Raw genomic sequence first — 14,097 nt, forward strand, 5'->3', positions numbered from 1 at the left:
GTTTTTAAAAATGAAACTTATACAAGCGTTAATCGGCAGAAGTGCTCGCTCTGCACGGCCATGCAGTGCCGATTGCGAAAAATCGGCAAACGATACGTAAAATTTGTGAGATACAGTCGTGAAGGAATACCCGAAAATGCCCAGCTTAGCCCAAAGTGAATGATGTCACCAATGCAATTGCCCCAACAGATGCGCCCAACGAATGTTAAACCCCTAACCGGTTGACATCCGTGCTGCTCTGTGGAAATAGAAAAAAGCTCATGAAGAGTATCTTTTACAGAGGTCGGACGGATGTCCGCTTGAAAACTGTTGCAAAAGTAAGAAGATTTTTTGAAAAGAGCAAATCTGATTTGGTATTAATTGCATTATTTTACGAAATCGTCGTTAAAAGACCGACATGATGGCGTTGGCTTTTAACAGACACTCTTCGTATTCTTCCTGAGGGTCGGCATCGTAGGTAATGGCACTGCCCACCGAAAAAGAAACGGAGCGGTTTTGGTGATTGTAAAAAATACTGCGGATCATAACATTAAAGTCGAAATCGCCTTCGGGCGTGATAAAACCGGCGGCACCCGCATACAAGCCCCGGCGACTGGCTTCGTACTGATCGATCAGCTCCATGGCCCGGACTTTGGGGGCGCCCGTCATGCTGCCCATCGGAAATGCATTCCGGATGGCGTCGGTAAAGGGCACATCCGACCGGAGCGTCGCCGAAACCGTCGAAATCATCTGAAACAGCGGCTGAAATTCGTAAATCCCGAAGAGTTCATCCACCTGAACCGTACCGGTTTCGGCCGAGCGGGCCAGGTCATTCCGGACCAGATCGACGATCATCAGGTTTTCGGCCTGTTCTTTTTCACTGTTGCGCAACTGGTCGCGGAGCTGCCGGTTTTCATCGGCGGTTTGGCCGCGCCGGATGGTGCCTTTAATTGGCTGGGAAATCAGCCGGTTGCCTTCCTTTTTCAGAAACCGCTCGGGTGACGCTCCAATAACGTATTGATGACCAATGCGTTGGAAATGGGAGAATGGCATGGGCGACTGTTTCGACAGTGCGCTATAAACCGCGAGGGGATCAAGTTCGGTCTTTTCGAGGAAAAATTCGATGCAGTAGTTGAGTTCATAAACTGTCCCTTCCACAATATCCTGCTTGATCTGTCGAACGGTTTCGCGGTATTCGTCCGGCGTAACCCGACATTGGACAGTATCGCCTTTTTTATGCGCCAGAGAACGATCCGCTCGGTGCGAATCACTTTGAAAAGAACCGATGGCGTCCATGACTTCCTGCGGATTTTCATGGGAACGAACCGTGACCCGATCGTTCTCAAAATCAATGACGTGAAGTGGTTCAAAAAAGTAGATTTCCGGGAAGTGGAGCGTATCGGCATGCCGGCTTTGCAGGGGCTCAATGCGGTTTTTAAGGTCGTACCCCAAATAACCGATCAAAAAATCCGGATGTTGCCGGTGGTACTGGAATAAGGTACTGAACGGATCCAAATCCGGTGGAAAAGCGACGGTTTTATAGACGCCCGCAGCTAACCGGCTCGGAAAACTGCCGTACGGGAGCGAAAAATCCGGAAGCTGGGATTGATTATTCGTAAAAAAAACGACGTGGTCAAACCGACTCGATGCCCATTCCAGCGCCTTTGTTTGCCAGAAATCAACGGGTTGGCCGGAACCCGTTGATTCGAGCAATACTGTATACGTTTGTCGACTGCGGGCGGCAATCATTTAGTTACTTTCCAGATGAACGTCGATCGCGATGTCTTTGCTCTCCGCATTTTTTCCAATCCGGAACTTCACCTCATCGTCGACCTGCAATTCGTTGAAGTCAATATCATTCAGACTCGTGTAATGAAAAAACAGGTTGTTGGGGGGATAATTAATAAAACCGTACCCGTTTTTGAGACTCCGAATGGTGCTGATTTTGTAGTCGGAAGGGTCGGAGTCATCGTCCGAACCATTGGAATAGCTATCGAATCCATTGCCGACCGAAACCGGCGCATTGTTTCCGATCAACATCCGCGCCGATTGTTTGACAAACAGATTCTGAATCAACGGATCGTTTTTCCGGAGTCGGGTATCGATCATTTCGTGCATGGCAACCGGATACGACACTTCGGCCAGCAGGTCCTGAGACGTGCGCGTCACCATTTTCTCACCCTCGTCATTGTAATACTCAAAATCCCAGCTCAATACCATCAACCGGGTGCCGAGGGTGTTGAGTTTTCGGATCAGTGGAACATAATCGCCGTCGGCCGTGATGAGAACAACCACATCGAATTTTTTAGAAATGGTTAACTCGAAGGTTTCCAGCGCCAGCCAGACGTCGATTCCTTTTTCCTGGCGGGATCCCTGAAATGTTTTAACCGGTAAATAATGGGTAACAACGCCTTCCGACATTAGAATGTCGTCGAACAAACGATCGTAAAACAATTGATTCCCGCGCTGACTGGCTTCGTGGGCGTTCAATCGGCCCCGAAAGTAGTGTGCGTCAACGATCTGGCACAGGCGAAAATCGGTATCTTCTTCCTGCGCTACCTGCGACCGTATGAATTCGTGTAAACCCGATATGCTGATGCGGCTTCGCCTTTCGTGTGAATAATTGTAATAATTGCTTACATGTAAAAAATAATTGCCATCATAAATTACTGCAATACGGGTTAGTTTAGTGGATTTGTCTGCTTGCATTTTTGTGCGAAATGGAAAAATAAAAACTAGGTTGTAACGAAATGATATGGGGCGTTTCCGGTTAATCGGTATGCAATTTATATACTAACCTGAAAGAGTGTTAGTTACGTATTTCCAAGCTTATTTTTATTTTTTGCAGAGAAGGGTAGGATGATGTATATAATGCAATACTACAAAAAAATATTAGCATTGCTGTTCCAGTGGATCATTCGCTACCTTTGCAGACCACTAAATAGCCTTATGAAGAAAGTTTTGTTCATCGACCGGGACGGCACCATTATCTTCGAACCCCAGCCTGATCAACAGGTCGATTCGCTCGAAAAATTGGAGTATATTCCGAAAGTCCTTTCCAACCTGCGGAAGATTGCCGAAGAAACCGACTTTGAATTGGTGATGGTAACCAATCAGGATGGTTTGGGTACAGCGGTTTTTCCGGAGGATACCTTCTGGCCCGCTCACCACAAAATGATGAAGACCCTGGAAGGGGAAAATATCCATTTCGAAGCCGTTCATATCGATCGTACCTATCCCCACGACGGCGCCCCAACCCGAAAACCGGGTATCGGTATGTTGACCGAATACCTGACCGATTCGTATAATCTGCCGGAAAGCTACGTGATCGGTGACCGGCTGACCGACATCCAGATGGCGGTTAATCTGGGCTCAAAAGCGATTCTGATCGCTCCCAACGACCCAATCGAGGGCATGACCGAAGCCATGCACGATGCGTTGGTATTAACGACCGACAATTGGGATTTGATCTATGAGCGCTTGAAATTACCCGCGCGGACGGCGGTTGTCGATCGCAACACGAACGAGACCCAAATTCACGTTGAACTCAACCTGGATGGACGCGGGCGGGCAGCGATCGAAACCGGTATCGGTTTTTTTGATCATATGCTCGATCAGGTGGCCCGTCATTCCGGTTCCGATCTGACCATTCGCGTGAAAGGCGACCTGCACATCGACGAGCACCACACCATTGAAGACACGGCGCTGGCGCTGGGGGAAGCTTTTCGCAAGGCGCTGGGAACCAAACGGGGCATCAGCCGGTACGGTTTTTTGCTGCCGATGGATGAAGCACTGGCCCAGGTTGGCATTGACTTTTCCGGTCGGCCGTGGCTGGTATGGGACGCCGAATTCCGGCGGGAGAAAATCGGGGAAATGCCAACGGAAATGTTTTTCCACTTTTTCAAATCATTCTCGGATGCCGCCCTCTGCAACCTGAATATCAAGGTGGAGGGCGATAATGAGCACCACAAAATTGAATCCATTTTCAAGGCATTTGCCAAGTCGATTAAAATGGCGGTGAAACGTGATTTGAAAGAACTGGATACGTTGCCGAGCACTAAAGGCGTTCTGTAATAAAACCGGCCCGAAGATTAATCCGGTTATTTATGTGGTCTCAAAGCAGTTTTTTATATTTTTGCGTTAACAACCAATAAAACGGGCTTTCTTATGTTCTCAACAATCGCTACTATCATTTTCTACATTGTTCTTTTGACTGCGGCATTTATTGCGGGTCGTTGGCTGGAAAACCACGAGCGGAACTATTAATTGAACGTACATCGGGGCGGTTTTTGAATAGTCCACTGATAATCAATACCATACTGAATGAAAAGGGGCCATTGGTCCCTTTTTGTTTTTGTACCTGAGCGTTAAAGCCGGGTTTAAGACTTCAAATTCGGGATTTTGAAAAAAATAAAAACCGTTCCAACGGTCAACCTGTCAGGTGGGTCATTAAAGGCAGTAACAACACTGAACAACGAAAATGACACCATTTAAAAGCTTGTATGGATTATTGCTGGTCGGTTTGCTGGCCGTTGGTTGCGAGAAAGACAAAACGGTTACACCTGCTGAAGAAAGCAAACCGGTGACGGTCAAAATTAATCAGTCGGCGCGGGTGCAGCAGGATGTGACCCTGAACGTCGAAAGCATTTCCGACAGCCGTTGCCCGGCCAATGCGCTTTGCGTCTGGCTTGGGAATGCGACGGTGAAATTTACGCTGAAAAAAGACGCTCAAACGCAATCCGGCGAATTGTGCCTCGGGCAATGCGGGCAGCAATTGAAAAACCGCGATGTGGTCACGGTGCAACTAGGGGGTGAAAGTTACGATGTCGCTTTGTCCGAAGTTAAACCGTTTCCGGGTACGCAGCCGGACGGTACGCCCAAAGAAGCCGTCATCACAGTGAATCAGAAAAAATAATTGCTAAAGTGAGGTAAGAGTTGACCTGCAGGATGTGTTTAGAATCCTGCAGGTCTTTTTTTTTCCAGCGGTTTCCGGATCACAAAATGCCCTGATCGGCGAAACTCATGTAAGACCGATCAGTAAAGATCAGGTGATCGAGTACCGGAATATCCAGCAATCGACCCGCATCTTTCAGCTTTCGCGTCAAGTCCTTATCCGCTTGAGAAGCCGCCAGATTACCGGAAGGGTGATTATGAACCAGTATGATGGCGCTGGCCAGCTGCTCCAGCGCGTGTTTGAAAATCAGTTTCGGGTCAGCCACCGTACCCGAAACCCCGCCGGAACTGATTTGCACCGGGCGAATGACCTCGTTGGCGCGATTGAGCAGCAAAATCCAGAATTCCTCATGCTGTTTATCCAGCAAATGCGGTTTTATTTCTTCGTACGCGTCCCGCGAACTGGTAATGCGAAGACGTAACGGCCGCTCTTCTTCCTTTCGCCGACGCCCCAGTTCCAGGGCTGCCACAATGCTGATCGCTTTGGCTTCCCCAATGCCTTTAAACTTCGATAAGTCTTTAACGCTCAGTTTAGCCAGGTCGTTGAGGTTGTTGCCAACGCTTTGCAAAATGACTTTCGATAGATCAACGGCGGTTAAATCCCGCGTGCCGGAGCCAATCAAAATGGCGATCAACTCGGCATCGGACAGAGCCGCCCGGCCTTTGAGCATGAGTTTTTCGCGGGGGCGGTCTTCTTCGGCCCAGCTCAGAATTTTGCGGGAGGTTTCGTATGTCATGGCGGTGGGATCGTATCAATAAAAAAACCTTACCTGAATGAATCAGATAAGGTTTTTCTAACGTTTTGTGAAGTACCCACGGACTTTAGTCCGTGAATTAACTAATTAAAATACGGACTAAACGGGATCGCCCGCCGGTCCGTAGGTACATTACGCAACAGCCAGTCCGTTGACGAGTTTCGCCAATTTCGACTTGTTGTTAGACGCTTTGTTTTTGTGAATGATGTTACGCTTTGCCAGTTTATCCAGCAGCGACGATACCGCTTTATACAATTCAGTCGCAGCCACCTTGTCGGTTGTTAGCCGCAAACGCTTGATCATCGAACGGGTCGTTTTGTGTTGGAAACGGTTCAACAAACGTTTCTTTTCGTTTGCCCGGACCCGCTTCAATGCCGACTTATGATTTGCCATTGCTTATTAGTACAGAATACAGTTTCTCTGAAATATCCGCAAAAGTAGGTATTCAGGAGAAACTATGCAAATTTATCTTTAAACGCCGATGCGTTAACCGGGCTTTTACTGCCGAATATCGGAGTTGATGATAAACACCTTCTCCCAGCTTCCCCGATTATTTTTTAGAAACTGCCGTTGCTTTTCATTCTTGTTAAACGTCTCAATATCGGCTTCGCTCTGAAACGTGAGGTAGTGCATCACGTCATATTCGGACGAAACACCGCCGTCACCGCTCAAAGTCTTGCCGGAGGTGTAAGAAATGATCTGTGGAATTTCATGCTTTAAAGCGGCAAACTCACGCATATGTTGTTCAATCGCTTCATTTTTAGTGCCTTCTTTGAATTTAAAGCAGACAATTCGCTGTTTCTGGGCTTTTCTTGCAGGAGAGTAGGCACCGTAGATAACTAAGCCAAAAACACCGAAGAATAAAAGAATCAGGCCGTAGCCAAAGGATTTGCGTTTCATGATTTTGTCAAATTGATGTTATTCCAAATATTATTCCGAATAACATAGTCTATTATAAATAAAGTCTTAACTTTTCTTATTAAAGTACCATGTTTGAACAAAGGTATCTTATAAATATTTCGAACCAAGTGATTTTATTGTTTTTTTTTGCAACGGTTGCTTTTTCGCATCCGGTCGGCAGACCGCAGTGGGGCTTCTTTGCCCACAAACGAATAAATCGGCTGGCCGTATTTACGTTACCGCCGGAGATGGTGGGGTTCTATAAAAAACACATCGAATACCTGACGGAAAATGCCGTTAACCCCGATCGACGCCGGTATGCGGTGGTGGGAGAAGCACCGCGGCACTTCATCGATCTGGACGCCTACCCGGATACGTCGAAAACCGCGTTGCCGCGTTCGTGGAATCAAGCGGCTGCACAATACGGCGCAGACACGCTGGCTTTGCACGGCATTGTTCCCTGGCATATTCAGTTGGCTAAATTTCAACTGACGGAAGCATTCAAAGCCCGGAATGCCCGACGCATCCTGAAAATTTCGGCGGATTTGGGCCATTACATTGCCGATGCCAATGTTCCGTTGCATACCACCCGCAATTACAACGGACAACTGACCGGACAGCAGGGCATACACGGTTTTTGGGAGTCACGTTTACCCGAATTATTCAGCACGGATTACGATTTTTTTGTCGGCGCGGCCCAGTACGTAAATTCGCCCCAGAAAGCGGCCTGGCGGGCGGTTTTTGACGCCCATATGGCTCTGGACTCGGTTTTGCGGTTTGAACAGGAGCTAACCGATCAATGGGGTCAAAACCGGAAATACGGTTTTGAAGAACGGAATGGCGTAACCACAAAAGTATATTCCGACGAGTTTTCCCGGAAATACCACGATCGGTTGCGCGGTCAGGTCGAACGGCAAATGCGGGCATCGGTGAAGATGGTGGGCGATTTCTGGTACACCTGTTGGGTGGACGCCGGTCAGCCGGACCTGACAAAACTGGCCGATTTCGACGAAACCGCCGATGATCAAAAGGCCGAAACCGAAGAAAAACGGAGTTGGCTCAAACGCTTGTTTAACGTCCGATCGGAGGATTGAAAGGTCCGGAAATTGTCATGGGCCCGGTGAATTTTGTAGTTTCGCCGATCAAAAGAGCGAAACCATGCAATTCCCCCAACTATTTCTGCGTTCCGGACGTGACGAGGCCATTCGCCGATTTCATCCCTGGGTTTTTTCCGGAGCCGTGGCCCGAACCGATGGCGAGCCCGTCGACGGCGATGTGGTGGAAGTACGGGACAAAAAAGGCAACTACCTGGCTACCGGTCATTTTCACAATGGCAGTATTCTGGTCCGGATTTTTTCGTTTACGCCGGTTATACCCGACGTGGCGTATTGGACTTCGAAACTGACTACTATCCGAAACATCCGAACGGCGATTCTACCGCCCCAAACCAATTGCTACCGGCTCGTACACGGCGAGGGTGATGGTTGTACCGGTTTGATTATCGATATGTACAACGGCGTGGCGGTTCTGCAGGCGCATTCCATAGGGATGCACCGCGAGCGGAACCTGATTACCGAAGCGCTGAAAAACGTGTTTGGCGATCAGTTAATCGCGGTGTACGACAAAAGCGCCGAAACGCTTCCCGACGACTATGCCGCAACCGTTCAGAATGCCTACCGGTATGGCCGGGCGGATGTCCCGCATGAAGTGCTGGAAAATAACCACCGGTTTCTGGTGGACTGGATCAGTGGTCAGAAAACCGGTTTTTTCCTCGATCAGCGGGAAAACCGGAAGTTACTGGCCCGGTATGCTGCCGGGAAAAAAGTGCTGAATGCCTTCTGTTATTCGGGCGGTTTTTCGGTGTATGCGCTGAAAGCCGGTGCCGCCCTGGTGCATTCCGTCGATGCGTCCCAGAAAGCCATTGATCTGACCAACCGGAATGTGGCGCTCAATTTTGGCGAAACGGAGGTCGAAAACCACCACGAAGCCTACGTCGATGATGTGTTAAAGTTCCTGCACGCGCACGACCACACCTACGAGGTGGTGGTGCTCGATCCTCCGGCTTACGCCAAAAGTATGTCGGCTCGTCACCGGGCGGTGCAGGGCTACAAACGATTGAATGCAGAAGGTTTACGACGGGTTGCCAAAGGCGGGGTTCTGTTTACGTTTTCGTGTTCGCAGGTGATCGACCGCGAATTGTTTTACAACACCATCGTGGCCGCAGCCATCGAAGCTGGTCGGCAGGTGCGGGTCCTGCACCACCTGAGCCAGCCCGCCGATCATCCGGTCAATTTATTTCATCCCGAAGGCGGTTATTTGAAAGGTTTGGTTTTATGGGTGGAATAATTAAGCGGGATTATTTATAAACTTGCGAATATGAAAATAAGCCTCTTCTCCATCGGATTGGCCGGTTTGGTATCGCTGGCAACCGATTCAAAAGACATTCAGTTTAGCCGGTATTTTGTGGCTGCCGAAAGCTACGAGTCGGTTGGCGTCATGGATGTCAACAAAGATGGTCGCCCGGATCTGGTTTCCGGGGATTTCTGGTACGAAAATTCCGCTGATCCGAAAGCCCTTTTTCGCAAGCGGTACCTGATCGGGAATCAGAAGCGGTACGACCAGTATTACGACGATTTTTCGTCCATTCCGCTGGACGTCAATGCCGATGGACATATCGATGTGGTGACGGGGGGCTGGTTTGGCGAAGACTTGAAATGGCTCGAGAACCCGGGTGTCGGCAAAAAAGACCTGTGGCCGGTTCACCAGATCGGGAAGGTTGGCAACGTCGAAACCACCCGGGCGTGGGACGTTGACGGCGACGGAACGGTTGAAATCGTGCCGAATAATCCGAAACATCCGCTGAAATACTTTAAACTGGAAAAAGGAGGGACGTTCAGGCAGGTGAATGTGGCGCCAACCCAGGATCACGGCCTGGGTCTGGGTGACGTGAATGGCGATGGTCGCAGTGATTTTATCGTCAGCAAAGGCTGGCTTGAGGCTCCGGTGGATCGCGAAAAAGGCCCGTGGACGCTGCATTCGGAATTTGAGCTGGGAACCGCCAGCGTTCCCATTCTGGTCGTCGATGTCAACGGCGACAAACGCAACGACCTCATTGTGGGGCAGGGCCACGGCTACGGCTTGCACTGGTACGAACAAACGTTGGAAGGCGGAAAACGCGGCTGGAAGAAACATGCCATCGACGAAAAAGCCTCGCAGTACCACGTGCTCGAGTGGGCCGACCTCGACGGTGACAAAAAGCCCGAACTCATTACCGGCAAACGCTACCGCGCCCATAACGATGGCGATGCCGGTGCGTATGACGACGTAGGCCTTTATTATTTCACCTGGAACGGCAAGGAATTTATTAAACACACGATTGCTTACGGGCAACCGGGCAAAGGAAAAGGAACCGGAATTTACTTCGCGCTCGCCGACCTCCGCGGCACCGGCCGGCCGGATATCATTGTTGCCGGTAAAGATGGCCTGGAAATCTTCTTCAATGAAAAATAAAACGGGCACCTGTTAACAAAAAACCGGTTTGTAGGAAAGCATAAAAAACGGAATGCCAGGTGGTTGGGTGAATAAATGAGACGCCCTCCAGCTGGCATTCCGTTTTTACAGGACCAGCTTTCTAACAACCTGTCGTTTGTCCCGAACCTGAAATTAAATCCAATAGTAGATTTTCGAGGAAAACTGTTTATAATAAGTGTTGGTAAACGGACCCGTTTTTAGCACGAATACGTATCTTTCGTGAATCGGAAAAGAAAAGAACCGCTCTTTCAACATCCATTCGGCCACCGTTCAGGTGATTGAATAAAAGCATTAAAAAATGGCAAAATAGTACTGGTGTATTCCAACTAAATCGACCTATTTTCGTGAAAATAACGGCCGGTTTTTCGAAATTCTTCTTCCATCAATTCCAATTAAAAAGCTAAACCTAAAATGAATCGATTGCTGAACAACAAACTGATGGTCTGCTGCACCGGCTTGTTGTTGCTGTATGCACAGGGTTGTAATCCGCCCCGGAAAGGAAATGAGCAGGCGAACGAGAAAGCTAAATTTGCCAACAACGTCCGAACGACGGAATTCCGCACACCCGAAGAGGAACGCCTGGGATTTACGTTACCGGAAGGTTTTGAAGTCACTCTCTTTGCTTCTGAACCCGATATTACAAAACCGATGAATATGGAGTTCGACGATCGGGGCCGCCTGTGGGTCACCCAATCGTCGGAATATCCGCTGCCCGCTGCGCCCGGCGACGGTAAAGACCGGATTACGATCCTGGAAGATACCAATGGGGATGGCAAAGCCGACCGGTTTACGCCGTTTAACAACAAACTCAACATTCCCATTGGCATTTTGCCGGTCACCGACGGGGCAATTGCGTTCAGCATTCCAAACCTGACCCATTTCAAGGACACGAACGGCGACGATAAATCCGATCAGCAGACGAAGATTCTGGGCGAATTTGGCCACAAGGATACACACGGTATGGTCAACAACCTGACGCGCGGCTTTGATGGCTGGGTGTATGCCTGTCACGGGTTTACGAACACGTCCAGCATTGCCGGAACAGACGGCGATTCGATTACAATGGTATCAGGAAACACCTTCCGGTTTAAAACGGACGGTAGCCGGGTTGAGCAAACTACCTTTGGCCGGGTGAATCCGTTCGGCTATGCCTACGATGAATCCGGGTATTTATATTCGGTCGATTGCCATTCCAAGCCCATTTACCAGTTAATCTTTGGTGCGGAATACCCGCACTTTGGCAAGAAAGCGCCCGCGATCGGTTTTGCGCCGGAAATGATGAGTTACGAACTGGGTTCCACCGCCATTGCCGGATTGGTGTATTACACCGGTTTGCAGTTCCCGGAAGAGTACCGCCACAGTTTTTTTACCGGCGATGTGGTGACCTGCCAGATTAACCGCAACACCATTACGCACAAAGGCTCGACGCCAGTTTCAAAACGCGAAGCTGATTTTTTGCGGAGCGACGATCCCTGGTTCCGGCCCGTCGACATAAAAGTGGGCCCCGATGGGGCGCTTTATGTAGCCGATTTTTACAACCGGATTATTGGTCACTACGAAGTCTCATTGAGCCATCCCGGACGCGACCGGGTGAGCGGGCGCATCTGGAAAATCAAATACACCGGCAAAAAACCGCACGAAAATTTGGCGGTCAGAGATTGGTCGAAAGCCCCTTTGCCGGAACTGGTGGCCGGGCTGAACCATCCGCAGTTGAACGTTCGTCTGAAAATTGCCGATCGATTGGTGGATGTCTGGCAATCGAAGGCTATCGAGCCGGTGCGGCAGATGATAAAAACCGCTACAAATGAGCCCAAAATGGTGGTCCAGGGACTTTGGATTCTGAACCGCTTGAATGCCCTGACAGACAATGAGTTGAGCAGCGCGTTGACCAGTGCCGATCCGTTAATCCAGATTCACGCGCTACGGATTGCGATGGAACGGAAAACATTGAGCGCTCCAAATCGGGTGTTGGTGGCCCAGGCGTTGGCCAGCCCGAATCCGGATGTTCAGCGGACGGCAGCCGCGGTACTGGGCACTTTCCCGGAAACCGCCGACCTGGTGCAGTTGTGTAATTTGTACGAGAAAATAAATGCGGACGATTCGCATTTGCGGTATACGACGATCATTGCCATCCGCAATTCCCTGCGGAATAAAAACGTGCTGTCGGAAGTGGCCGGACGCAATTGGACCAATCCACAACGGGCGTTGCTGGCGAAAGCCATGACGGATGTGCCCAAGCCGGAGGGGGCGGTTTTTGTGCTGAACGAATTGCAGAATGATCGGTTGCCAGCCGCGCAGCTGACGGATTATGTGGCGTATATCAGTCGCTATTTGCCCGCTTCGCGACTGGAAGAAGTAATTCGGGTCGTTCGGAAAAAGTTTGCCAACGACTATGACGACCAGTTTGCCCTGCACCGAACCATGCTCGGCGGAATAGCACAAAGCGGTTCGGCAGTGAGTCCGCTGATGAAGGAATGGGGAAGCGAACTGGCGCAAAAATCCCTTTCGGGCATTTCGGAATCCTCCGATACCTGGAAAATCCAGGCGCTGGATAAATCGGGAGAAACCGGACAGTGGTTTATCATAAAAGACCTGTCGACCGATGCGTTTCCGGCCGTGCCGATGCTGATTGGCCAGCGTGCACCGATTGCGCAGGTATTTTCCGCCGTGTTTGAACTCCCGCAATCGCTGCAAATGAACGTCTACGACAATGATTTAGTGAACAGTGATGCCAAAACCGGTACATCAAAAAATGGGATTCGCGTTCGGTTATCTGGCTCGGGTAAGGTGATTGCCGAATACCGGGTGCAGCAGAAAAAAGACGCCGGAAAAAACGACCTGATAAAACGGGCGGTTTTGGACTTGAGTGCTTACAAAGGGCAACGTGGGTTTCTGGAAATATTGGATAGTTCAAGAACCGGTAACATTGGTATCGGAAATCTGACACCAGCGGTTCTTCCCCTGACCAAAAGCCCGACGGATCTGGCGGACCAGCGAGTGCAGGCGGCAGAAATGGCCGGGAAATACAAGATTACGTCGCTGGAACCGGTTTTGCAAAAGCTGGTGCGGTCCAATTGGGTGGATCCCCGGGTGCGAATGGCGTCGGCAGATGCCCTGATGAACATCAACCCGAACCAGAATGCCCCTTTGCTCACGGCGGTTTTTGCGGACCGGTCCGAATCGCTGGCGTTGCGTCAGAAGCTGGCCATGTCGTTGAATCGGGTACCCTCGGCGGCCGTTTACGAGTCCCTGGAAAAAGGACTGATGGGCGGTGCGCGCCCCTTGCAGGTAGCGATTGCGTCGGTATTAGCGAATTCGGAGGAAGGAATCAATCACCTGATCCGTGCTTTGAAAGAAGAGCAGGTTGGGGTCGATATTCTTTCCGAAACGTCCGTCAGTGAGCGCATTTCGGCCAAAGCCCGGCCCGAGCAGCAAAAACTGCTGAGCGAAATTCAGGCCAGCGGAGCCAGCGAGCGCGAAGAACGCGAAAAACTGATCAAGGCCCGGCTCACCGGATTCAATGAGGTTGTGAACTCGCCCGCAGCGGGTCGGGAAGTGTTTCAGCTCAACTGCAGCATGTGCCACCAGATCAAAGGCACAGGCGGTTTGGTGGGACCGCAACTCGACGGAATCGGCAACTGGGGCCAAAAGGCGTTGACCGAAAAAATTCTGGACCCCAACCGGAGTATTTCCGAAGCCTTCCGGACGTACAACATCGTTCTTAAAAACGGCCAGACCCAGACCGGTTTATACCGCCGGACCGAGGGCGAAGTGATGGTTTTCGCCAGTCCGGACGGGAAAGAGTTTTCGGTGGCTAAAAACGATATGAAGGAATACAAAGCCTCGAAATTTACGCTCATGCCCGATCAGTTCCGGCACACTATTCCCGAGAAAGATTTTTATGCCCTGGTGGCCTATTTACTGAGCGTTAAGTAGCTTTTTCCAACTTTCCGCTTTCAAAACCGTAGTGTATCGGATA

Annotated in this window: 11 protein-coding genes; 6 read left to right on the plus strand and 5 right to left on the minus strand. The window is 50.1% G+C overall.

Annotated elements, in window-relative coordinates:
- Window positions 1-384: 384 nt before the first annotated feature.
- Both EHT25_RS03085 and EHT25_RS03090 read right to left on the minus strand, forming a co-directional pair.
- Window positions 385-1,728 carry an anthranilate synthase component I family protein gene (locus EHT25_RS03085; RefSeq protein ID WP_124870494.1) on the minus strand — a complete coding sequence of 448 codons (1,344 nt, stop codon included), beginning with the start codon at window positions 1,726-1,728 and terminating at the stop codon, window positions 385-387.
- Window positions 1,729-2,688, minus strand: coding sequence for an NYN domain-containing protein (locus EHT25_RS03090; RefSeq protein WP_124870498.1), 960 nt, complete (start codon window positions 2,686-2,688; stop codon window positions 1,729-1,731). It lies immediately after the preceding gene.
- A gap of 240 nt (window positions 2,689-2,928) precedes the next feature.
- On the opposite strand from EHT25_RS03090, the gene hisB reads away from it, so the two are divergent.
- Both hisB and EHT25_RS03100 read left to right on the plus strand, forming a co-directional pair.
- Window positions 2,929-4,053: a bifunctional histidinol-phosphatase/imidazoleglycerol-phosphate dehydratase HisB gene (gene hisB / locus EHT25_RS03095; protein WP_124870501.1), complete on the plus strand. Its 1,125-nt coding sequence runs from the start codon at window positions 2,929-2,931 to the stop codon at window positions 4,051-4,053.
- A 406-nt stretch (window positions 4,054-4,459) separates the two neighbouring features.
- Window positions 4,460-4,894: a hypothetical protein gene (locus tag EHT25_RS03100; protein WP_124870504.1), complete on the plus strand. Its 435-nt coding sequence runs from the start codon at window positions 4,460-4,462 to the stop codon at window positions 4,892-4,894.
- A gap of 79 nt (window positions 4,895-4,973) precedes the next feature.
- Here the strand turns inward: EHT25_RS03100 and radC are convergent, their stop codons facing one another.
- The 3 genes from radC to EHT25_RS03115 all read right to left on the minus strand — a co-directional run bounded on the left by radC (window position 4,974) and on the right by EHT25_RS03115 (window position 6,587).
- A complete protein-coding gene (gene radC, locus EHT25_RS03105) occupies window positions 4,974-5,669 on the minus strand; it encodes a RadC family protein (RefSeq protein ID WP_124870507.1) in 696 nt (231 codons plus the stop codon).
- Window positions 5,670-5,819: 150 nt separating this feature from the next.
- Complete coding sequence (gene rpsT / locus EHT25_RS03110; RefSeq protein WP_124870511.1) at window positions 5,820-6,080, minus strand: 30S ribosomal protein S20; 261 nt, start codon at window positions 6,078-6,080, stop codon at window positions 5,820-5,822.
- A gap of 105 nt (window positions 6,081-6,185) precedes the next feature.
- Entirely contained in the window at window positions 6,186-6,587 is a 402-nt protein-coding gene (locus EHT25_RS03115) for a Dabb family protein (protein ID WP_124870515.1), read from the minus strand.
- 89 nt (window positions 6,588-6,676) lie between these two features.
- Between EHT25_RS03115 and EHT25_RS03120 the strand changes: the two genes are divergently transcribed.
- The 4 genes from EHT25_RS03120 to EHT25_RS32565 all read left to right on the plus strand — a co-directional run bounded on the left by EHT25_RS03120 (window position 6,677) and on the right by EHT25_RS32565 (window position 14,054).
- On the plus strand, window positions 6,677-7,681 hold the full coding sequence (locus tag EHT25_RS03120; protein ID WP_374756147.1) for a zinc dependent phospholipase C family protein: 1,005 nt from the start codon (window positions 6,677-6,679) through the stop codon (window positions 7,679-7,681).
- A gap of 64 nt (window positions 7,682-7,745) precedes the next feature.
- Window positions 7,746-8,933: a class I SAM-dependent rRNA methyltransferase gene (locus EHT25_RS03125; protein ID WP_124870518.1), complete on the plus strand. Its 1,188-nt coding sequence runs from the start codon at window positions 7,746-7,748 to the stop codon at window positions 8,931-8,933.
- 30 nt (window positions 8,934-8,963) lie between these two features.
- Window positions 8,964-10,097, plus strand: coding sequence for an FG-GAP repeat domain-containing protein (locus EHT25_RS03130; RefSeq protein ID WP_124870521.1), 1,134 nt, complete (start codon window positions 8,964-8,966; stop codon window positions 10,095-10,097).
- 432 nt (window positions 10,098-10,529) lie between these two features.
- The gene (locus EHT25_RS32565; protein WP_185731264.1) at window positions 10,530-14,054 is read left to right on the plus strand and encodes a PVC-type heme-binding CxxCH protein; all 3,525 of its coding nucleotides are present in this window, start codon (window positions 10,530-10,532) and stop codon (window positions 14,052-14,054) included.
- Window positions 14,055-14,097: the final 43 nt, after the last annotated feature.

The sequence above is a fragment of the Larkinella rosea genome (genome assembly GCF_003858635.1).
GTDB classification, from domain to species: Bacteria; Bacteroidota; Bacteroidia; order Cytophagales; family Spirosomataceae; genus Larkinella; species Larkinella rosea.

What these genes read in the sequence shown, in the direction of transcription:
- EHT25_RS03085 (WP_124870494.1), bottom strand. Translation starts at nt 1,728, where the DNA reads ATGATTGCCGCCCGCAGTCGACAAACGTATACAGTATTGCTCGAATCA.
- EHT25_RS03090 (WP_124870498.1), bottom strand. Translation starts at nt 2,688, where the DNA reads ATGCAAGCAGACAAATCCACTAAACTAACCCGTATTGCAGTAATTTAT.
- hisB (WP_124870501.1), top strand. Translation starts at nt 2,929, where the DNA reads ATGAAGAAAGTTTTGTTCATCGACCGGGACGGCACCATTATCTTCGAA.
- EHT25_RS03100 (WP_124870504.1), top strand. Translation starts at nt 4,460, where the DNA reads ATGACACCATTTAAAAGCTTGTATGGATTATTGCTGGTCGGTTTGCTG.
- radC (WP_124870507.1), bottom strand. Translation starts at nt 5,669, where the DNA reads ATGACATACGAAACCTCCCGCAAAATTCTGAGCTGGGCCGAAGAAGAC.
- rpsT (WP_124870511.1), bottom strand. Translation starts at nt 6,080, where the DNA reads ATGGCAAATCATAAGTCGGCATTGAAGCGGGTCCGGGCAAACGAAAAG.
- EHT25_RS03115 (WP_124870515.1), bottom strand. Translation starts at nt 6,587, where the DNA reads ATGAAACGCAAATCCTTTGGCTACGGCCTGATTCTTTTATTCTTCGGT.
- EHT25_RS03120 (WP_374756147.1), top strand. Translation starts at nt 6,677, where the DNA reads ATGTTTGAACAAAGGTATCTTATAAATATTTCGAACCAAGTGATTTTA.
- EHT25_RS03125 (WP_124870518.1), top strand. Translation starts at nt 7,746, where the DNA reads ATGCAATTCCCCCAACTATTTCTGCGTTCCGGACGTGACGAGGCCATT.
- EHT25_RS03130 (WP_124870521.1), top strand. Translation starts at nt 8,964, where the DNA reads ATGAAAATAAGCCTCTTCTCCATCGGATTGGCCGGTTTGGTATCGCTG.
- EHT25_RS32565 (WP_185731264.1), top strand. Translation starts at nt 10,530, where the DNA reads ATGAATCGATTGCTGAACAACAAACTGATGGTCTGCTGCACCGGCTTG.